The organism is Salibacterium sp. K-3 (assembly GCF_054052005.1).
In genome coordinates this window covers 1,508,675-1,529,575 of record NZ_JBSVZE010000001.1, presented here as the reverse complement: position 1 = coordinate 1,529,575, position 20,901 = coordinate 1,508,675, and the positions used below count along the sequence as shown (strand labels likewise).

Here is a 20,901-nt window from a genome sequence, read left to right as displayed (position 1 = left end):
TCTTACCCCTCCATTACTAGTAATTCTGGATCATTCAACAGGCGTTTCACATGATTCAGAGCGTTTTGTGCGGTGACCCCGTCAATCAGGCGGTGATCATAACTCAAGGATAATGCAAGCATCGGCCGGATGACAACTTCTCCGTCCCGCACGACCGGTTTTTCTTCGATGCGTCCGATGCCCAGAATTGCCACCTCAGGATGATTGATAACCGGGGTGAACCACTGACCCTGGGCGGAACCAACGTTGGATATGGTGGCAGAACCGCCTTTCATTTCTTCGCCGCTCAGTTTGCCGTCCCTTGCCTTTCCGGCAAGTTCATTGATTTCATCGGCAAGCATAAAAATGGACTTCCGATCCGCTTCTTTCACTACCGGCACAACAAGTCCCTGATCGGTGTCTGCAGCGATACCGATATTAAAGTATTTTTTGTATACAATCTCCTCATTTTCATCGTCAATCGATGCGTTCAGTGCCGGATATTCCCGGATAGCTGAAGTGAGCGACTTCACGACATACGGAAGGTACGTGAGTTTAATGTCTTTTTCTGCTGCAACCGGTTTGAATTTCTTCCGGTTGGCCACAAGATTCGCCACATCCACTTCGTCATGATGCGTGACGTGCGGAGCCGTCTGTTTGGAATTCACCATTGCTTTTGCAATAGCTTTGCGTATGCCTTTCATAGGTACGCGTTCTTCGAGGGCCTGCTGATCCTGTGCAGGTGCTGCCCCGGACGGTGCCGCTGCTTCTTCTTTTTCTTCCTTGGAAGCAGCCGGGCTCTGTCCGCCTTCTTTGAAAGCTTCTACGTCTTCTTTCAGAATGCGGCCGTTCCTTCCTGTTCCTTCCACTTTCTGAATATCGACACCCTGTTCCCGGGCAAATTTACGAACCGACGGCATGGCGATGACGCGTTTTCCATCATCTTCTGCTTCCGTTTCCGCTGCAGGTTCTGCCGGTTTTTCTTCTGCGGTGCTTTCCTCTTGTCTGCTTTCTTCTTTCTGTTCCGCGCCTGCGCTGCTATCACTTTCTTTGTCTGCTGAAGAACTATCCTCACTTCCGTCATCCACGGTCAGAATGACGTCACCTACATTCACCGTAGCTCCTTCTTCGGCCTTCACATCCTGGATGGTGCCTTCCACCGGCGAAGGAATTTCCACTACTGCTTTATCATTCTGCACTTCACAGAGTACGTCGTCTTCCTGCACGGTGTCGCCTGATTTGACAAACCATTTGACGATTTCCCCTTCGTGAATGCCTTCACCAATATCTGGTAATTCAAATTCGAAAGCCACTATGGCTGCCTCCTTTTATTGTCAATTTCTTGAAACAGAAGAAACTGAAAAAGAAACAGCTTCTCCGTTTCCTCTTCAGTTTGTATCTTAGGCGCTCCGGTAATTAAAAATTCACGACAGCTTTTGCTTTTTCAAGCACATTCGTGTAGTCCGGCAGCCAGATATCTTCTGCAGCTGCAAACGGGAAGACCGTGTCCGGCGCCGTAACCCGCAGAACCGGCGCTTCCAGATGCAGAATGGCATGTTCGTTGATTTCAGCCACTACATTGCTGGCAATGCCGGCCTGTTTCTGTGCTTCCTGCACAACGATCGCGCGATTGGTCTTTTTCACCGATTCCATGATGGTATCCAGATCAAGCGGGCTGATCGTGCGCAGATCCACAATTTCGGCTTCAATTCCCTCTTCAGCCAGCTGTTCTGCAGCTTTCAGAGACGTGTGCACCATCGCGCCGTATGTGACAATGGTCACATCTTTTCCTTCCCGTTTAACGGCTGCCTTGTCGAGATCAACAGTGTAATCCTCTTCCGGCACTTCTTCACGGAACGAACGGTACAGCTTCATATGTTCGAGAAAGATCACCGGATCGTTATTACGGATGGAAGAAATCAGCAGTCCTTTCGCGTCATAAGGAGAAGAAGGAATCACGACACGCAGACCCGGAGACTGTGCCATCAAGCCTTCAAGGCTGTCCGCGTGCAGTTCCGGTGTTTTTACGCCACCGCCGAATGGAGAACGAACAGTTACCGGAGCATTGTACTGACCGCCGGAGCGATAGCGGAGTCGTGACATCTGCCCGCTGATACCATCCATTGTTTCAAAGACAAATCCGAAAAACTGGATTTCCATGACCGGACGAAAGCCTGTCAGGCTGAGGCCGATGGCCAGCCCGCTGATACCGGATTCGGCCAGCGGCGTGTCAAATACACGATCCTCCCCGAATTCACTCTGAAGGCCTTCCGTTGCCCGGAACACGCCCCCGTACTGTCCCACGTCTTCCCCGAAAACAAGCACGTTTTCGTCGTTTTTCAGCTCCGTACGCATCGCATCGGTTATTGCCTGAATCATTGTCATTTGCGCCATAGCTTACTTCGACTCCTTCTCTCTATATTCTTCAAGCTGATCCTTCAGATGAGGTGGCAGCACATCATGCATATTTTCTATAAGGTCCGACACCTTCTGTTTCGGTGTGTCATCTGCTTCTTTAATAGCAGCTTTGATTTCTTCTTTTGTTGTTTCCACAATTTCATTTTCCTTCTCTTCCGACCAAAGATCCTTGTTTTCAAGGTATTTACGCAGACGTACAAGCGGATCTCTCTTTTCCCATTCATCATCGAGATCGGAAGTACGGTACCGTGTAGGATCGTCCCCGGCCATTGTATGAGGTCCGTACCGGTAACAGAGGGTTTCCAGCAGTGTCGGTCCCTCTCCGTCAAGCGCACGTTCGCGCGCCTCTTTTGTCGCCGCATAGACAGCCAGCACATCCATGCCGTCCACCTGTCTGCCCGGAATACCAGCTGCGACACCTTTCTGGGCGATCGTTTTGGCCGATGTCTGCGCTTCAGCCGGAACCGAAATCGCAAACTGATTATTCTGGACAACGAAGATTGCCGGAGCCTTAAATGAGCCGGCAAAGTTCATTCCTTCATAAAAATCGCCCTGGGAAGCGCCTCCGTCTCCGGTATAAGTAATGGCGACACTGTTTTTGTCTTTCTTTTTCAGACCGAGTGCGACTCCGGCAGTCTGTACAATCTGCGCCCCGATGATAATCTGCGGGGACAACACGTTCAATTCTTCCGGGATCTGACCACCGTGGAAGTGCCCCCGTGAAAATAAAAACGCCTGATACAGCGGAAGTCCCTGCCAGACAATCTGCGGCACATCACGATAGCCCGGAATGATCCAGTCTTCCTGTTCAAGAGCATACTGGGAACCGAGCATGGATGCTTCCTGACCGGCAACCGGCGCATAAAAGCCGAGACGTCCCTGCCGGTTTAACGATACAGCACGCTGATCCCAGATTCGTGTGTACACCATTCTTCTCATTAATTCCTGTAAATCTTCATCTGTAAGGTCGGGAAGGGCGTCTTCATTGACGATTTCCCCTTCTTCATTCAAAATCTGAAACATTTCAAAGTGACCTTCCGCCTGTTCTAATGTATTAGTAGCCACTAATGTTCACCTCTTCCTTTCTTCCAATGGTAGAAATAAGATACCTACGCACCTATTGTCCTACAACTAGGATAACCATATCCACCTGAAAACATCAGCCTGAATGTTTCTCATTCCACCAGAACGAATGTCTATGCATGATTTTCATCATATCGTCAGTTTCATCATACAACTGTTCCAGTAAAAGTTCAAAAATAATGAAACAACCCTGCTCTTTGATAAGAATATACTACTTAAAAAAGATTCGTCAATCCTTTTAACTCAAACGTTTTTATGAGGTTTCCCGAGCAGCGCGTACGTCGTCATGAAACATGACTGTTATATATCATTTGGCAGTTGCTATAAACAGCTGTCTTTTTTGAAAACGAATTCAATCTGCTGTTTTTATAGCACAGATGTTCCAGTATAAGCGTATTATTTGCCGAAAAAAACTGTTTCCGGGCACGCTCCCGAAAACAGTTTTCATTCAGTAATATTATTCCGAGTCTTCCACTTCCTCTGATTCTGTACTGCTGATATTGAGTTCTGCAGCTTCATAGAAGGCTTCTTTAGCCTGATTGTATTCATCCGTGTACTGGTTGAAAGCATCTCTGTTTTCCACAACCCGGCTGTACTGCTGATTGACTTCATCGATCTGCTGCTGCAGTTCCTCAATGGTTAAGGATTCATTCGTAAATGCTTCATACAGCGTTATATCCTGTTCCACCGCTTTCCTGTAGCTTTCATACAGCTTCTGGTAGGCCTCATAGCGGTTTCCCATGGCCTGCTGGACGTCCTCTGCCTCTTCTCCTGCTCCCTCTACCTGATTCATTTGTTCGACTGCAAGCTTGTATTCCTCATATGCCGCTTCAATACTTTCCTTTTCCTTTTCCACGAGCTGCTTCCTTTCTTCTGCCAGTTCAACAGCTTCTTGGGACAAGGACTGGATCTGGTCCATTTCCTCCGTCCCGAGTGAAAGCATCTCTTCGTATAGCTTTTGTTCTTCTTCTTCCAGGTCCATGATTGGTTCCTGCTGCTCTTCAAACCCTTCCTCGAGAGATACCGCCTCTTCGAGATGGGTGTAAGCCTGTTCAGCAGCGCTGGCGCCGCAGGCGCTCAACAACAGCGCAACCGACGCAGCATACAAATACAGCATTCTGTTACGTATAAGCAATCTGTTCTCCTCCCTGTTGCACCCTGCTCCCCACATATATTGACAGTTCATATGTGTATTTCTTACGTTATTACCTTATTACCCTCACAATCATAAAACAACTCATACTGTAAATCAACAAACATCATTTTAGGTAGGAGCCCATTCATTTTTCCACTTTTGACATAGGGTGGTAGGGAAATGACCTATTATCAGCCATCGCCTTGAAGGAGGGAATATTTATGTGGGGAAACAATCAAATGTATCAACCATACTACGGACAGAATCAGGTCGGTGGGTACAGCAGCGGCGGATACGGCGGATACGGCGGAGGTAAAGCTTTCGCGTTGATCGTAGTGCTGTTTATCCTTCTCATCATCGTAGGAGCTTCAAAAACCGATTACAAAGACTAATGCAGGCTGCTGGAAAAAGAGGGGATTCCCCCTCTTTTTCTTTTTTCCTGATACATCAGGCACTCTCAACAGGTGTCTGCTTTTGCCTTCTCTTTATATTTGTTATACTATTTTATTATCCTGATCTTTCAGCTGCATATTATGAGTCAACCGGAGGGATCCACCTTGATAACAATGAACGATATTGTACGGGAAGGCCACCCCGCACTCCGCAGAGTTGCCGAAGAAGTGCCGGTGCCCCCTTCCGACGAAGATAAAGAAACGCTGCAGGAGATGCTCGATTTTCTGAAAAACAGCCAGGACCCTGAAACGGCAGAAAAATATGACCTCCGCTCCGGCGTCGGGCTCGCCGCCCCACAGCTTGGTATTAACAAGCGGATGTTTGCGGTGCACGTGACAGATGAAAAAGACCGCCTGTACAGTTACGGCCTCTTCAACCCAAAAATTACGAGACATTCCGTGGAAATGACCCACCTGGAAGGCGGAGAAGGCTGCCTTTCCGTGGACCGTGACGTACCTGGAAATGTTCCTCGCTATAAACGGATTACACTGGAAGGGATAACACTCGAGAATGAACACGTGCGGCTGCGGCTGCGTGATCTCCCCTCCATTGTTTTTCAGCATGAACTGGACCATCTGAACGGTGTTATGTTTTATGACCGGATTGAAGAGGAAATACCGGAAACAGAAAAGGACGACGGGGCTTTATAAAGCTCCGGCGTCCTTTTTAAAGCAGACCGATCCGCTCCAGCCCCTGTTTTACTCCATCTTCATAAACAGGAGATGTGACCATATTGGCCGCCTGTTTTACTTCCTCCAGTGCATTTCCCATCGCAATGCCGATACCTGCTTCCCGCAGCATCTCCATATCATTCCGGGCGTCGCCGAATGCTGCTGTATCTTCCATGGAAAAACCGAGATGAGCCGCCGCCGCCTGGATTCCTTCTGCTTTAGAGCCTCCGAAGGGTAACACATCGACAGCCAGCTGGTGCCAGCGTACAAAGTGGAACGTGTCAAAATTGTCCCGATAGTTCTGTTCAGCTTCCGGTCCGCAGAACAAAAGCGCCTGATATATTTCATTGCTTTTGTAAAACTCCCGGTTCATCGGCGGGTAAGGCATTTTTAAATCACCAAGCCCCTTTGAAATCTGCTGATCTTCCTCCACATCCGCCGCTGCCTGTTCATGGTCGAGAAATACCAATGGATGCTGCAGTCTGCCGGCTTCAGAATGAAGCTCGGCCACCTTGTCTGTTTGAAGTGGCTTTTTGTCAATCACTTCGCCTTCAGCCACTACATAGGACCCATTAAAACTGACAAATGTTTCGATATTCAACTCCCGGCGGAGCGGTTCAAACATAAACGGTGCACGTCCTGTGGCTATGGCTGTATATATTCCATTTCTCTGGAGTTCTTTGATCGCTTTTTTTGCAGAGGATGGAAGCGTCATTTCATGAGTATAAAGCGTTCCATCAATGTCAAAAAAAACAATAGACGGTTTTTTCATATTTTAATCACCTTACTGCTTTCTATGTTTATTTCTGCGTTCCCGGCGGCACAGTATATATCGTAACATATGGAATGGAATGCTTCACGAATCATTTCAGGCATATATGCCGAGTTTTCCCTCTATTGAAAAATAAGCCGATATCCATTACAATTTGTTAATTGAATACTTGCGGCCCGCCCGAACTTCGAGAAAGTTCTTTATGGTTCATTTTCGTCATTTGATTTATAATGGGGAATGGATGCCATTCATGTTCGTTTATAAAGACGTGTGCACTGCCGGAACCGGAGCCGGCGGAGCGTACATGTCTTAATGCATATAGAAAAAGGAGAGATACATTTGATTTTTAAAGTATTTTACCAGAAAGACTTTAACCAGATTCCTGTACGTGAAAACACAGATGCTCTGTTTGTTGAAGCGGAAACAGAACGCGAAGTACGGCAGAAATTGGCGGATAAAAACTACAATATCGAATTCATTCAACCGGTTTCCGAGGCCTTGTTGAAGCATGAACAGAAAAAAGAAGATTTCAAAGTGGAGAATCTGTAAAGCATGAAGCAGATGAAAAAAAATCAGGTTGCTGTTTTCGCGCTCGGAGGTCTAGGCGAAATCGGCAAAAATACGTACGCCATACAATATCAGGATGAAATCATCCTTATTGATGCCGGAATTATGTTTCCAGAAGACGAATTGCTGGGAATTGACTATGTCATCCCTGATTATACGTATCTGGCCCGTAATAAGGATAAAATCAAAGGGCTTTTTGTAACACATGGTCACGAGGACCATATCGGCGGCATTCCTTATCTGCTCCGGGAAGTGAATGTCCCTATTTACGGCGGAAAACTCGCGGTCGGTCTCCTGAAAGGAAAACTGGAAGAGCACGGCCTGCTGAGAAAAGCCAAACTAAATGTTATCAATGAAGATCAGGTCATTAAATTCAAAAAAACAAAGGTTTCCTTTTTCCGGACAACCCACAGCATTCCGGATTCTTTCGGCATTGTCGTCAATACGCCGGAAGGCAACATTGTGCAGACAGGAGATTTCAAATTCGATTTCACGCCGGTCGGTGAACCGGCAAACCTTTCAAAAATGGCAGAGATCGGGGAAGAAGGTGTCCTTTGTCTTTTATCGGACAGCACCAACAGTGAAGTCCCCGGCTTTACAATGTCGGAACGTACGGTCGGAAAAAGTATCGACAATATTTTCCGGCAGGCGGAAGGACGGCTGATATTTGCCACTTTTGCCTCTAATATATATCGGCTGCAGCAGGCGGTGGAAGCTGCTGTCCAACACGGGCGGAAGATTGCCGTTTTCGGCCGCAGCATGGAATCGTCGATTACAATCGGACAGGAGCTCGGCTATATCAAAGCTCCGAAAGGTACATTTGTGGATGCAGCCCAGCTGAACCGGATACCGGACAACCAGGCTGCCATTTTATGTACCGGAAGTCAGGGTGAACCCATGGCGGCACTTTCCCGTGTAGCCCACGGAACCCACCGCCAGATTCAGATTATCCCTGGAGACACGGTTGTTTTTTCCAGTTCACCGATTCCCGGCAATACCCTCTCGGTTAATAAGATTATCAACCAGCTTTCCAGAGCAGGTGCAAAAGTTATTCACGGTTCATTAAACAACATTCACACGTCCGGCCACGGAGGCCAGGAAGAGCAGAAATTAATGCTCCGTCTGTTAAAACCGCAGTATTTCATGCCGATCCACGGCGAATATCGGATGTTGAAAATGCACACCCGGCTTGCCAGGGACTGCGGCATTCCAGAGGAAAATTCCTTTGTGATGGAAAACGGTGAAGTGCTTGCTTTAACGAGAAAAAGTGCCTCCCCTCTCGGAAAAGTACCATCCGGATCTGTCTATGTCGATGGGAACGGCATTGGAGATATTGGAAATATCGTCCTGCGCGACCGCCGTATCCTATCCGAAGAAGGGCTGGTTGTAGTTGTCGTCAGCATTGACATGAAAAACTTTAAAGTCTCCGCCGGACCGGATATCATTTCCCGCGGGTTTGTGTATATGCGTGAATCCAGTGATCTCATTAATGATGCCCAGACAAAATTAACCAAGCATCTCGAGGAAGTGATGAAACGCAAAACCACCCAGTGGGCGGAAATCAAGAACGAAGTCATCGATCAGCTTTCTCCGTATTTGTATGAAAAAACAAAACGAAAGCCGATGATTCTTCCCATTATTATGGAAGTATAAAAAAAGGAGCTGTCCCTTGTCCGGGTCAGCTCCTTTTTCATGGTGAAAGAAAAAGCGCCTGCGAATGCAGGGATTATGTTTCGTCGATCCAGCGTGTTTCCAGCCGGTTAATATCGTCATCGGCGCCGATGACGATCAGAATATCCCCTTCCGCTATTTTTTCTTCCGGGCGGGGGGAAACACGGATATTTTCATCCCTTTTGACAGCGAGAATATTACAGCCGTATTTGGAACGCAGGTCAAGTCCTACAATTGTTTCCCCATCAATGGTCGGGCCCGCAGCCAGTTCCACAATACTGTACTCATCGGATAGTTCAAGATAGTCCAGCACGTTCTTTGATACGACGTTATGGGCAATCCGCACGCCGATATCCCGTTCCGGATGAATAATTTCATCGGCGCCGATCCGGCTCAACACCTTTTCATGATAATCGTTCTGCGCTTTTACTGTCACATGTTTAACGTTCATCTCAACAAGAATCAGTGTAGTCAGTATACTCGATTGAATATCATCTCCTATAGCAACAATGACATGGTCAAAATTCCGGATACCAAGTCCCCGGAGCGCTTTCTCATCTGTTGTATCCGCTATGACCGCCTGGGTTGCCAGCGAAGAAAATTCATTGACTTTATCCTCATCCTGATCGATCGCCAGAACTTCGCTTCCCTCTTCCACAAGAGATTTACATATACTTCCACCGAAACGACCGAGACCGATCACCGCAAATTGTTTTTTCATGATTCATCCTCCGAAAGTTCGTTCAATTTCTACAGCTTCTTATATTTTAAACGATGAATGGAGTCGGCGCAAAAACAGGTTCATGCTTTTTTACCAGCTCGTGTTAAGCAGCCGGTCGATCTTTTTTTTAAGAAGACGGATGCCGCTGTCTCCGGATTGTGTATGGAACAAAACTCCATCCGGACGAAACAGATAATAGGATGGAACGTATTCATTACGAAAAGCGTCGGACACCTTTCGATCCTGATCCACAAGCAGGGCGTGGGTGACACCGAGTGCCGCTGCTTTCTGCTTTACTTTATTTACATCCTTATCTTTTGCAGAACGGGGCATGTGCACCGACAGAATATCAAGGGTGGAGCGGTAATGGTGAAGCAGACGGTTTAATGACGGCATCGCGTTTGCACAGTGGCTGCAGCTAAGCGACCAGAAATGAACGAATATGGGATGGCCGTCAGTTCCTTCCCGGTTCGTCCATGATTCATTCAGCCAGATTTCATCTCCCGTGAAGCGGGGTAGTGTCAGTGTTCGTTTCATGGTGACCTCCTCCCTGTTTTTAGATTCTATTGTATTCTATTCCTGCCGTGGAGTTTCCGGCTGCCAATCGGCCGGACATGGTTTCCCGGTCTGCAGTGCTTCAAGCACCCGGAGCGTTTCATTGACATCCCTTCCAATACTGTCATGATGAACCAGACAGTACATTATAATTCCTTCAGGATTGATCATAAATAACGCTCTGGCGGCCGTTCCTTCTGTTTCCTGAAGCACCCCGTAAGCTTTGGAAATTTGATGACTTGTATCGGCAACAAGGGGAAATGAAAGTTCTCCTATTCCATTGTCACTGCGCGGTGTTTCCCTCCACGCTTTATGAACATACGTGGAGTCCGTGGAAATGCCGAGTATGTCTGCGTCAAGATCTTCAAAGTCTTCCATACGGTTATGAAGTGCCGTCAGTTCCGTTGGGCAGATAATGGAAAAATCCATCGGATAAAAAAACAGTACGATCCACCTGTTCTTGTTCAGAAATGACGAAAGGTCAACGGTACCTGTCGAATGATCCTGAAAAACAGCCCGCCCTGTAAATAACGGGGCCGGTGTATCGACAACATTCTGTCTGGTCATCATACTTGCTCCTTTCCTTACACTGTGGCTGAGATCTCTATGTTATCTTATACAGCTCGCGTCATTATGTTATAATCATTTTTATTGTCACCATATACAGTGTTTCGACAGAATTCTTACAGGGTACGGAAACAACGAATGACATATAAAAGGAGTTGACACGTTTTGGGAGAATTTCTGGACATATCCATGTTAATGAAAGGGACAGCCAAAATTTTATTATTGGTGATTGCCTTTTTTATTGTCCTTGCTGTTGGAAAGAAAATCATAAATCGCGCATTTTCCCGCATGCAGGAACAACGAAACATGCATCCAGGCCGGGTGCAGACCCTTATGAAGTTATCGATCAGCGTATTTTCCTACGTTTTGATTTTTATCTTCATCACAATACTTATCGGGATATTCGGTCTTAAAATAGCCCCTATTATCGCTGGTGCCGGAGTGATCGGTCTCGCTGTCGGTTTCGGAGCCCAGGGTCTTGTCAGCGATGTAGTCACCGGGTTTTTTATTCTGCTGGAAAAGCAGATCGACGTGGAAGATTACGTAACGGCAGGGGGAGTCGACGGCATTGTCGAAGAAGTAGGACTTCGTACCACCCAGCTCCGGGGCTTTGACGGCACCCTTCATTTTATTCCGAACCGCAATATCAGCAACGTCAATAATCATTCGCGCGGTAACATGCGTGCGATGATCGACATCGGCATATCCTACGACGATAATATTGATGAAGCAGTTCGGGTTCTTCAGGATGTGTGCGATCAACTGGCAGCTGAAGAACCTGCCATCAAGGAAGGTCCGGACGTTCTCGGGGTACAGGGAATCGGAGAATCGGATGTTGTAATCCGTATACTCGGCAAGACGGAAAATATGGAACAGTGGGGCATCGAGCGCAAGCTTCGTAAAGCCTGCAAAGAAGCACTTGATAAAAACGGAATTGATATACCGTATCCTCACCAGGTTTATCTGGATAAGCGTCAGGAGAAATAACAGTCCCACTTAAAAACCGCGGAAACGTTGTTTTGTTCCACGGTTGTCTTTTACTGCCGCCATTCTTCGTCCAGGAGGTTCTGATGCAGATGAACAGCTGTTTCATATCCTTGTGCGGCTGCGCAGACAAGTCCGGTAAAGGAATGTCCTGCATCTCCTATAACATAAAGTCCTTTCACGCTCGTTTGTCCGTGGCGATCCGTTTCATATTCATTTTTTTCATTGCGGTGGACCCCGAGGGAAGGAGGAAAGTCAAACGCCTGCTTTCTTCCGGTTCCCATCACAAATCCACCTGTCCTCCAAAATACATCACCGTTTTCTACACGTACATATTCCAATCTGCCGCTTTGGGATACACATTCACTTATCGGAGCTTCCATCACTTCAACATCATGATCCAACAGCTCCTGTTTCTGTTCGGACGAAAGCGGCGTCCCATTCGTAAATACCATAATATCTGTACTCCAGTTCTGAATTAAAGAAGCATAGCGGACGATACCTTCGCCGCTCCCAAACACGGCAAGCGGTTCATTTCGACGTTCCCAGCCGTCGCAGTAAGGACAGACAAATACACTTTTCCCGAAGACATTCTCCATTCCCTGAACAGCAGGCAGTGTCTCTTTTTTTCCGGTTGCTGCAATTACCCTTCTGCATTCAATCTGCCGGTGATCCGTCGTTTCGAGCCTAAAACCCTCACCTGCAGCTGCCAGATGACTTACTCTCGTTGTCCACTGCTGAACAGAAGAATAGCCGCTCAGTTCTTCTGCTGCTTTCTGCCGTATCATTTCCGGTGCTTCTCCGTCTCTTGTCAAAAATCCATGAGAGACTGCTGTCACCATATCGCGCGGCTTTCCATCATCCATAAGGATGACATCCCGTAATGCCCGGCCAAGAACCAGAGCCGCACTTCGTCCCGCCGGTCCGCCTCCGATCACTGCCACTTCTGTCCGCACCATGACGCTTATCTCCTTTTTATTCTTAGAGTGAATAGAAAAGGAGAGGATTATCCTTTTCTCCTGCAGAAAAAAGCTGCTCCCGGGAGGAGCAGCTTAAGATGAACGGGATAAGTAAGATATCATGTGGGAAACGGCCGGTGCGATGGCTTCTTCCTTTGGTTCCAGACGGGCGTCGTGAAGGCCGTACGGTGTGTCCACTCCGAGCCAGAACATGAAGCCGGGCACCTCTTCGAGAAAGTAACCGAAATCTTCCCCTGTCATTGCTTCTCGGCATTCGATGAGTTCCATGCTGCTATCCTGCCCGGTGAAGTGCATGAAGTCTTCGGTAAGTGCCGGATTATTGTTTACCTGGCAGTAGGCCGATCCCCAGTCGATGGAAATCCCGCAGTTAAAACTCGTTTCGATACCGGCAGTGATGGAACGGATCCGCTCTTTTACTTCTTTCATACTTTCCAGGGAAAGCGTACGGATCGTCCCTTCGAGCCTCGCCGTTTCTGCAATGATATTCTGTTTCGTTCCGCCGGATATCGTCCCGACAGTTACCACAGCAGCATCCACCGGATCGACATTGCGGGAGACAATCGTCTGAAGCTGAGTAACCAGATGCGATGCTGCTACGACCATGTCATTGGCGGTATGAGGCCTTGCGGCATGTCCGCCTTTTCCCTTCAGATCCATAAACAGTTCCGACGTATTGGCAAATAGAAGGCCGGGTTTTGTGGCAATCGTGCCTGTCTGGTATTCAGGAGCGATATGAAGAGCATACATTTCATCCGGTTTCCATTCCTGAAATGGCTGTGACCGAAGCATCGGCAGGGCTCCGCCCGGCCCTTCCTCAGCAGGCTGGAATAAAAACAATATGTTATTTTCCGGCTGATGTTCTGCAAAATGAGAAAGAATGCCGACCGCAATCGTCATATGCACATCATGTCCACACGCATGCATGTATCCCTCATGGGTCGACCGGAACGAATAGTTTGTCTGTTCATGCATCGGCAGACCGTCCATATCGGTGCGGTAAGCAATCGTTTTCGCCGGTTCCGCCCCTTCGACAAACACAAATATCCCGCTGCGCCATGGGCGCACAGTAAGGTGAGTCTGGGGCATGTCCTGTATTTTCTGAAGAAGCAGGCTCTGCGTTTTCCATTCTTCGAACCCCGGTTCCGGAATTTGATGCAGTTCTCTCCGCAACGTCAGCAGTTCCTCTTCTGTCATGCGTGGATGCCTCCCTTCGGGCAGGAAGAAAGTTCTTCTTCCAGTGCTCCCACAAATTTATCTATATCCTTCTTCTCCAGCGTCAGCGGCGGCAGCAGCCGGATAATCGTCTTCTGGGTCACATTGACCATGAACCCGCGCCGGAGCAGCTGCTGCTGGATACGCTGCACATCTTCCGGAAGCGCCTGCAGCCGGAGGCCGAGCATCATACCGTGGCCGCGGATTTCCCGAAGGACTCCGCCGCTTCTTACCTTCAGATACTCCAGGCTGTTCCATAAATACGCGGCCTGTTCTCTTCCTATTTCAAGTCCATCCTGCTCAAGCAGTACATCAAGTACTGCATTCCCGAGAGCGGCACTTAACGGATTCGGTCCGAAGGTAGTGCCGTGATCCCCCGGCTCAAACAAGGTATCGAGACCTTCCCCGGCAATGAAGCCGCCGAGCGGAAGGCCCCCGCCGATTCCTTTCGCAAAAAGCAGCAGATCCGGCGTAACATCCGTATGCTGATAGGCAAACAGTTCTCCGGTTCTCCCCATGCCGGTCTGAATCTCATCCAGACAGAACAGCACCTGATAACGCCGGCACAATGCAGCCGCCCCTTCGAGAAATTCCCGGGACAGCGGCATAATCCCGCCGGAACCAAGTACCGGTTCCATCAACAGAGCGGACGGCTTCTTTTCCTGAAAAAGGGCTTCCAGTGCTTCCAGATCTTCCGGAATCGTTTCATATACCGGATAATCCGCTGCTGGAAAATCCTGATATATGTTTTGCTGGCGTGTTAACTGTACGGTGCCGAGTGTCCGTCCGTGAAAACTGTTCTCGAGAACAACGATCCCATCCCCGGGAACGGTCTGTGTCTTTTTCCATTTATGAATCAGTTTCACGGCCCCTTCTGCGGCCTCCGCTCCGGAATTGGCAAAAAAGACCCTTCCCGGAAAGGTCTCTTCGACCAGCCTCCGCGCAAGCGTAATTGCCGGTGTATTCAGAAACACATTGGAAATGTGCAGAAACTGCCTCGACTGCTCCTCGAGCTTTTTCATCAGATGAGGATGGGAATGGCCTAATATATTAACGGCAAGTCCTGTAAATAAATCAAGGTAGCTGTTTCCCTCTTCATCATACAGGTAGTTCCCTTCTCCTTTCGCTACAGCAATGGGCAGGCGCTGATATGTATCCATCATATACTGCTTGTCCATGTTCATCCAGTTCATACCTATACGTCCCTTCTTTAGATGGAAGAATGCCCGGCCGAAAAACAGCGTTTCAGGCCGGGCAGGCATTGTCACATTATTCGTCTTCGTTTAAGCGGCGTAGTTCCTGTTTCATTTCCGTTTTTCCTTTTGTCTGATCATCAATTTCCTTGATCACACGGGCTGGTGTGCCGGCAACGACGGTATTCGGCGGTACATCTTCCGTTACTACCGCCCCTGCTGCAACAACAGAGCCTTCTCCAACCGTAACTCCTTCAAGAATCACGCAGTTTGCGCCGACGACAACGCCATCTTCCACAACGACCGGCTGAGCCGACGGCGGTTCAATAACACCGGCCAGGATGGATCCCGCACCGATATGGCAGTTGTTTCCGACTGTAGCCCGGCCGCCTAATGCAACATTCATATCGATCATCGTATTTTCACCGACAACGGAACCAATGTTAATAGTGGCTCCCATCATAATAACAGCGTTTTTGCCGATTTCCACCTGGTCACGGATGACAGCACCCGGTTCAATCCGTGCCGGGATATCTTTGAGATCCAGAAGAGGAATTGCACTGTTGCGTCGGTCATTTTCTACAATATAATCCTCGATTTTATCCGGGTTTTCTTCTATCCCTTTTTTAATATCTTTCCATTCTCCGAAAAGAATTCCTGTATTACCGGTGATAAACCGCTTCGTATCGTTGCCGAAGCCAATAGTTTCCAGGCCGTCCCCTTTAATATGTACTTTCACCGGGGTCGTTTTTTCACTCCCCGAAATAAAGGAAATAATTTCATTGGCATCCATCTGCTTCATATCACGCGCCTCCTCAAGTATTCTCTTTCATAGAGTATCATACGAAAAGGGCGAAAGAAACCATTCCATCTTATTTAATGCCTTATTCATCAAGGGGAAGCAGGCGCTTTTTTTGAATCCCCTTTCATGAAAAATCCCGGTTTACAGGGGGTTGAAAGATCGTTATACTGTTTAAGTCTGCAATTATTTACTTAAGTAAATAAAATGAGGTGCGCCATGGATACAAACGGATTGATTCACTTATTAAATCAGAAAGCACGAAGTTTTTCGAAAGACCTCAACGATCATGTTCAGCAGCACGGACTGTATGCCTCCCAATGGACGATTCTTTATGTCCTCCTGAAACAGGGGCCGATGACACAGACAGGTATCTGGAAATACCTTCAGGTCGAAGCACCGACGGTCACCCGTACACTGTCGAAAATGGAAGAAAACGGATGGGTCGCAAGACAATACGGCCGGGACCGGCGGGAACGCATTGTCTCCTTAACAGAAAAAGCTGAAGCAGACCTTCCGCTGGTGATTAAAAGCGTTGAACAGGTGGAGCAGCATTTTACAGGCTCCTTGACCCAAAAAGAGGCAGACCAGCTTTACACGCTGTTGCAGAAACTTGGAACGGAAGAAAGAAGGGATCATCATGACTCAGATTAAACAACCAATCTGGACAAAAGACTTTTTCAGTATTTCCATTGTTCATTTTATCGTATTTGTCATTTTTTACACACTGCTTACCACGCTTCCTCTCTATGTCATCTATGAGCTGGACGGCACCGAATCCCAGGGCGGTCTTGCCGTTACCGCAATGTTCATTACCGCCATTCTGGTCCGTCCGTTATCGGGTAAAATCATGGAACGGGTTGGGAAAAAGAAGATCCTGTTGATCTGTGTGGCTGTATTTACCCTTTCCACATACGGCTATATCCTGGTTGATCAGTTTCTTCCGCTCATGCTGCTGCGCGTGTTCCACGGTATTTCTTTTGGTATCCTGACGACGGCAACCTCAGCGATCGCTGCGGATGTCGTTCCTGAATCCCGCCGCGGTGAAGGTCTCGGCTACTTTACAATGTCGATGAATCTGGCAGTCGTTGCCGGGCCGTTTCTCGGACTGACCTTGACACAGTTCATGTCCTATTCCTTTTTGTTTGTGCTCTTAAGCATTATTATGAGCATCGGTGTGGTTTGCGCGTTTTTCGTGCATCCAACAGAAGATGCCCCGTCTGCCGAATCTTCCGGTCAGACGTTATCTCTTCACGATCTAATCGAAAAAAAAGCGCTCCCGATTGCCGCCGTCAGCAGTCTGGTGGCCTTTGCCTATTCGGGGGTCATTTCGTTTATTTCCGTCTATGCCGCCGACATGGGGATGGAAGCAGTATCCAGTTATTTTTTCCTTGTTTTTGCCCTCACCATGCTCAGCAGCCGTCCTTATCTCGGCCGGCTGTTTGACGAACGCGGATCGAAAATCGTCATCATGCCGTGCCTGTTTATCTTTGCCGCCGGTCTAGGCCTGCTCAGTTTGTCGTCTTCCGCTGTGTTGTTTCTGATTTCTGCCGGTCTCATCGGAATAGGCTACGGCACCCTGCTACCGTGTTTACTGTCTCTTGCTGTACAGGCGGCATCGCCGGAACGGAACAATTATGCTACCGCTACTTTTTTCATGATGTTTGATTCCGGTATCGCTGCCGGGTCATTTCTGCTCGGCATTGTCGTGTCCTACACCGGATTTTCCATCTTGTTTGCCGGATGTGCTGTATTTGTCATTCTGCTGTCCGTCGGATTTCATTTCCTCCTGCAGGAAAGAAGCCCTCAGCCGCGCACAGCCTGGAAGGAGCAGAAAGCCGGAACCTCGGGCAGATAACAGCCCGTGTTCCGGCTTTTCTTGCTAAAACTGCGCCGTTTCTGTCGATCCTTTCATCGCTGTCGTGGAAGATGCTCCTCCTGAAATGATCTGTGATACTTCATCAAAGTAGCCGGTGCCTACTTCTCTTTGATGACGGGTCGCAGTATAACCTTTAGCTTCACTTGCAAATTCCGCCTGCTGCATGTCAGAATAGGCAGCCATTCCCCGTCTGCTGTAACCATGAGCCAGTTCAAACATGCTGTGGTTGAGCGCATGGAAGCCGGCCAGCGTCACGAATTGGAACTTGTAGCCCATTTTTCCGAGTTCCGCCTGGAAATCTTCAATTGTCTGATCATCCAGGTTACCTTGCCAGTTAAAGGACGGAGAACAGTTATAAGCCAACATCTTGCCCGGGAACTTTTCGTGAATCGCATCTGCAAACCGCTGTGCCTGTTCCAGATCAGGGGTCGACGTTTCACACCAGATTAAATCAGCATATGGGGCGTAAGCGAGGCCTCTTGCAATGGCCTGATCCATTCCGGCAGTTGTGCGGTAAAAACCCTCTTCCGTGCGCTCTCCGGTAAGAAATGTATGATCATAAGGGTCGATATCACTTGTTACTAAATCAGCAGCATCTGCATCGGTTCTTGCAATTAATACCGTATCTGTACCGCTGACATCTGCAGCCAGCCGGGCGGATATCAGATTTTGAACCGCTGTCCGTGTCGGAAGGAGTACTTTTCCGCCAAGATGGCCGCATTTTTTCTCGGACGCAAGCTGATCTTCAAAATGAACCCCGGAGGCTCCTGCCTCAATCATGCTTTTCATTAATTCAAATACATTCAGTTGTCCCCCGAAACCAGCTTCGGCATCGGCAATAATGGGCGCGAAATAGTCGGTGCTTCCTTCTCCCTCCATATACTGAATCTGATCAGCCCGCTGCAGTGCCTGATTGATCCGTTTTACGACATTGGGCACACTGTTGGATGGATAGAGACTCTGATCCGGGTACATCTGCCCGGACAGATTCGCATCTGCCGCTACCTGCCATCCACTCAGATAAATCGCTTTCAATCCTGCTTTTACCTGCTGCACTGCCTGATTGCCTGTAAGTGCGCCGAGGGAGCGCACGAATGGCTCTGTCCGGAGCATATGCCACAATTTTTCCGCTCCGTGTTCTGCCAGAGTATGCTGCACCGGCATGGATCCCCGCAGCCGGATGACATCCTCCGCGCTGTAAGGCCTTTTAATCCCTTCCCACCTTGTTTCGTTTTCCCAGGTTTCACGCAATGTTTGAGCTTGTTCTTTCTCCATTATTCCCTCTCCTTTCTTTATAAACTGTTTTAATACAGTTTATGTTTTATGTTAATTATAATATAACAGTAATGTCTGTTATGCAATAGTTTTTATAAAATTTTCTGTTTTATAACAATTAGACATTAAAAAAACCGGCTTCTGCCGGTTTTTTACTCTTCATTTATTTCAAGCCAGATACAGGTGATCTTCTCTGACGTCTCTTCTGCTTTTTCTACAATAATTGTACCGTCTTCGTATTGATATTTTTCCGTCCATAATCCTTCCATCTCGTTAACCAACGTCTCATCCGGGGATCCAAGCTGCGCTTCTATATCTTCGGCTTCGAGCGGGGGATGCTGAACGGCGAAAGTCTGCGCCTTTTCTGTATCCGGAGAGAAGAAAAAGGTGCCGTTTTCATACCGGATAAACGGTGCTCCTTCAAAAGACCCTTCTTCCAGAGGTGTACCGGCTTCGTTCTCTATCGTCTCCCGTTTTTCCTCAAGAAGGGAAAACAGGGTAGTAACCGCTTCATCTTCAAACAGGCTGTTAAACTGATATACGCTCTCCTTTTTCTGATCCGTTACACTTTTCACGCCGGAGAGAGGCTGTTTTTCTTCCATGGGGTGGTCGTAGGTTTCAGCCGCCTGTCCAGCGCCTTTTTCCTGGATGTCTGATGATCCGCAGGCTGTAATCAGTATAGAGCAGGTGATAATGACGACTGTCGTTATGTTTTTCAACAGAGCCTCCTCCTTTCTTCTGTCATTCTTATTTCCCTTCTACCGCATTTTCACACCGCAAATGAAGAAGTTTCGTAAATTAATACCTTCGTCCCATACGTGAAACGAAAGAAGCTGCCCCGGTGGACAGCTTCTTTTATCATTCCATGGAATGTTCAATGAACAATGTGGTATGTTCAGCCAGATCAAGGTCAGTGATTTCAAATTCGTCCGTTTTTCCACCGTAGGTTTTGAAAGTCCGTACAATCGGCCGCTGCGGCAGTCCCCGGTGCTGCTGGACAACAACGCCTCCCTCTCCCGACGTCAGTTTCACCTGGCTCCCTGTCGGATAAAAAGCTATCGTTCTCATGAACTTCCATACCACGTTGTGGGAAAAATTATAATTCGTCAATCCAAGCAGCTTTTCACACGCTTCAAACGGCTGCAGAGGCCGGTTATTGTATGTACCATTTACCAGGTTGTCGTAATAATCCGCAACAGCCGTTATTCTGGCAAGCAGATGAATATCTTCCTCTTCCAGTCCTCTCGGTTCCCCGCTTCCGTCAATATGCTCATGATGGGCAAGTGCGATGTGAGAAGAAAGAGTGCTGATTTCCTTGTTTCGACGGAGAAAGTTAAACCCTTTCCACGTATGGTCATCTTCTTCTCCGGCTCGCGCGGGAAGAATCTTGCCGATATCATGCAGCAAAGCTCCGACAGCAAGCTCCTGCAGCTTCTCCTGGTCCAGGTTCATTTTTATTCCTGTCAAAACAGCCATCATACATACATTCAGAGAGTGGGAATAAAGGGCATTATCTTCGGTCCGGATATCTGTCAGATTCAGTAGAATATCTTTATTGGCCATGATTTCTTCAAGCAGCGAGGAAACTGTTTTATAAATTTTTTTCGTATCCAGATCGCCGCCGTGCTGCACATACTGAAACGATTCGGAAAGAACCGAGGTGGCTGCCCGTTTCGTTCTTTCCGTGATCACCTCTTCTACGGTAATGTCACTCAGCTGTTCATCTTCGAGAAACACAGCCTGTACACCCATCTGGTGAAGCCTTGAAATCATTCCTACAGTCAAGGGAATCCCGGCATTCAACAAGATTCGCCCGTCGGAAGCATAAATATGCTTAGCCAGCTTATCCCCCTGCTCTATATTCTCGATTAATGTGTAACGCATGTCCGATCACCTTTCATTCATGAAAGCCTTTGTTCTATTATATCGGAGGGAAAAGAAGATGTAACCACCCCCACTAGGAAAGGAACCTTTTTCCCATAAGAAA

22 protein-coding genes are annotated in these 20,901 nt (G+C 48.0%); 7 read left to right on the top strand and 15 right to left on the bottom strand.

From position 1 onward, the window contains the following. Positions 1-2: 2 nt before the first annotated feature. From ACW9JV_RS07580 to ACW9JV_RS07565, 4 genes are all read right to left on the bottom strand, one after another. A complete protein-coding gene (locus tag ACW9JV_RS07580) occupies positions 3-1,292 on the bottom strand; it encodes a dihydrolipoamide acetyltransferase family protein (protein WP_457332915.1) in 1,290 nt (429 codons plus the stop codon). 103 nt (positions 1,293-1,395) lie between these two features. Beyond that, the gene (locus tag ACW9JV_RS07575; protein WP_457332913.1) at positions 1,396-2,373 is read right to left on the bottom strand and encodes an alpha-ketoacid dehydrogenase subunit beta; all 978 of its coding nucleotides are present in this window, start codon (positions 2,371-2,373) and stop codon (positions 1,396-1,398) included. A gap of 3 nt (positions 2,374-2,376) precedes the next feature. Next, positions 2,377-3,420 (bottom strand): pyruvate dehydrogenase (acetyl-transferring) E1 component subunit alpha, encoded by a 1,044-nt coding sequence (gene pdhA, locus ACW9JV_RS07570; protein WP_457334646.1) that lies wholly within the window; start codon positions 3,418-3,420, stop codon positions 2,377-2,379. 517 nt (positions 3,421-3,937) lie between these two features. Further along, positions 3,938-4,615, bottom strand: coding sequence for a YkyA family protein (locus ACW9JV_RS07565; protein ID WP_457332911.1), 678 nt, complete (start codon positions 4,613-4,615; stop codon positions 3,938-3,940). Positions 4,616-4,854: 239 nt separating this feature from the next. Here ACW9JV_RS07565 and ACW9JV_RS07560 point away from each other — a divergent pair, with 239 nt between their 5' ends. Next, entirely contained in the window at positions 4,855-5,007 is a 153-nt protein-coding gene (locus ACW9JV_RS07560; protein ID WP_457334644.1) for a YjcZ family sporulation protein, read from the top strand. 165 nt (positions 5,008-5,172) lie between these two features. Continuing rightward, positions 5,173-5,718, top strand: a complete 546-nt coding sequence (def, locus tag ACW9JV_RS07555; protein ID WP_457332909.1) for a peptide deformylase — start codon at positions 5,173-5,175, stop codon at positions 5,716-5,718. Positions 5,719-5,734: 16 nt separating this feature from the next. On the opposite strand, the gene ACW9JV_RS07550 is transcribed toward def, so the two are convergent. Next, the gene (locus tag ACW9JV_RS07550) at positions 5,735-6,511 is read right to left on the bottom strand and encodes a Cof-type HAD-IIB family hydrolase (protein WP_457332907.1); all 777 of its coding nucleotides are present in this window, start codon (positions 6,509-6,511) and stop codon (positions 5,735-5,737) included. A gap of 339 nt (positions 6,512-6,850) precedes the next feature. Here ACW9JV_RS07550 and ACW9JV_RS07545 point away from each other — a divergent pair, with 339 nt between their 5' ends. After that, positions 6,851-7,060, top strand: coding sequence for a DNA-dependent RNA polymerase subunit epsilon (locus tag ACW9JV_RS07545; protein ID WP_457332905.1), 210 nt, complete (start codon positions 6,851-6,853; stop codon positions 7,058-7,060). A 3-nt stretch (positions 7,061-7,063) separates the two neighbouring features. Next, entirely contained in the window at positions 7,064-8,731 is a 1,668-nt protein-coding gene (gene rnjA, locus ACW9JV_RS07540; RefSeq protein ID WP_457332903.1) for a ribonuclease J1, read from the top strand. A 73-nt stretch (positions 8,732-8,804) separates the two neighbouring features. Here rnjA and ACW9JV_RS07535 read toward each other — a convergent pair whose 3' ends face one another. The 3 genes from ACW9JV_RS07535 to ACW9JV_RS07525 all read right to left on the bottom strand — a co-directional run bounded on the left by ACW9JV_RS07535 (position 8,805) and on the right by ACW9JV_RS07525 (position 10,592). Further along, positions 8,805-9,470, bottom strand: coding sequence for a potassium channel family protein (locus ACW9JV_RS07535; RefSeq protein WP_457332901.1), 666 nt, complete (start codon positions 9,468-9,470; stop codon positions 8,805-8,807). 90 nt (positions 9,471-9,560) lie between these two features. Next, a complete protein-coding gene (locus ACW9JV_RS07530) occupies positions 9,561-10,007 on the bottom strand; it encodes a TlpA family protein disulfide reductase (protein WP_457332899.1) in 447 nt (148 codons plus the stop codon). Between the two features lie 36 nt (positions 10,008-10,043). Beyond that, positions 10,044-10,592, bottom strand: a complete 549-nt coding sequence (locus ACW9JV_RS07525) for a peroxiredoxin (protein ID WP_457332897.1) — start codon at positions 10,590-10,592, stop codon at positions 10,044-10,046. Between the two features lie 189 nt (positions 10,593-10,781). On the opposite strand from ACW9JV_RS07525, the gene ACW9JV_RS07520 reads away from it, so the two are divergent. Then, positions 10,782-11,579, top strand: coding sequence for a mechanosensitive ion channel family protein (locus tag ACW9JV_RS07520; RefSeq protein WP_457334642.1), 798 nt, complete (start codon positions 10,782-10,784; stop codon positions 11,577-11,579). Between the two features lie 50 nt (positions 11,580-11,629). On the opposite strand, the gene ACW9JV_RS07515 is transcribed toward ACW9JV_RS07520, so the two are convergent. The 4 genes from ACW9JV_RS07515 to dapD all read right to left on the bottom strand — a co-directional run bounded on the left by ACW9JV_RS07515 (position 11,630) and on the right by dapD (position 15,763). Further along, on the bottom strand, positions 11,630-12,535 hold the full coding sequence (locus tag ACW9JV_RS07515) for an NAD(P)/FAD-dependent oxidoreductase (RefSeq protein ID WP_457332895.1): 906 nt from the start codon (positions 12,533-12,535) through the stop codon (positions 11,630-11,632). 93 nt (positions 12,536-12,628) lie between these two features. Then, positions 12,629-13,750, bottom strand: coding sequence for an N-acetyldiaminopimelate deacetylase (locus ACW9JV_RS07510; RefSeq protein ID WP_457332893.1), 1,122 nt, complete (start codon positions 13,748-13,750; stop codon positions 12,629-12,631). After that, positions 13,747-14,961 carry an aspartate aminotransferase family protein gene (locus ACW9JV_RS07505; protein ID WP_457332891.1) on the bottom strand — a complete coding sequence of 405 codons (1,215 nt, stop codon included), beginning with the start codon at positions 14,959-14,961 and terminating at the stop codon, positions 13,747-13,749. The genes ACW9JV_RS07510 and ACW9JV_RS07505 overlap by 4 nt, the downstream gene beginning before the upstream one ends. Positions 14,962-15,037: 76 nt before the next feature. Then, positions 15,038-15,763, bottom strand: coding sequence for a 2,3,4,5-tetrahydropyridine-2,6-dicarboxylate N-acetyltransferase (gene dapD, locus ACW9JV_RS07500; RefSeq protein WP_457332889.1), 726 nt, complete (start codon positions 15,761-15,763; stop codon positions 15,038-15,040). A 216-nt stretch (positions 15,764-15,979) separates the two neighbouring features. Here dapD and ACW9JV_RS07495 point away from each other — a divergent pair, with 216 nt between their 5' ends. Then, positions 15,980-16,414, top strand: a complete 435-nt coding sequence (locus ACW9JV_RS07495) for a MarR family winged helix-turn-helix transcriptional regulator (RefSeq protein WP_457332887.1) — start codon at positions 15,980-15,982, stop codon at positions 16,412-16,414. Beyond that, positions 16,401-17,618, top strand: coding sequence for an MFS transporter (locus tag ACW9JV_RS07490; RefSeq protein ID WP_457332885.1), 1,218 nt, complete (start codon positions 16,401-16,403; stop codon positions 17,616-17,618). Before ACW9JV_RS07495 ends, ACW9JV_RS07490 begins: the two co-directional genes overlap by 14 nt. A 24-nt stretch (positions 17,619-17,642) precedes the next feature. Here the strand turns inward: ACW9JV_RS07490 and aceA are convergent, their stop codons facing one another. The 3 genes from aceA to ACW9JV_RS07475 form a co-directional block, all read right to left on the bottom strand. Continuing rightward, positions 17,643-18,914, bottom strand: a complete 1,272-nt coding sequence (aceA, locus tag ACW9JV_RS07485; protein ID WP_457332883.1) for an isocitrate lyase — start codon at positions 18,912-18,914, stop codon at positions 17,643-17,645. 152 nt (positions 18,915-19,066) lie between these two features. After that, complete coding sequence (locus ACW9JV_RS07480; RefSeq protein ID WP_457332881.1) at positions 19,067-19,633, bottom strand: hypothetical protein; 567 nt, start codon at positions 19,631-19,633, stop codon at positions 19,067-19,069. A 139-nt stretch (positions 19,634-19,772) separates the two neighbouring features. After that, on the bottom strand, positions 19,773-20,798 hold the full coding sequence (locus ACW9JV_RS07475; protein WP_457332879.1) for an HD-GYP domain-containing protein: 1,026 nt from the start codon (positions 20,796-20,798) through the stop codon (positions 19,773-19,775). Positions 20,799-20,901: the final 103 nt, after the last annotated feature.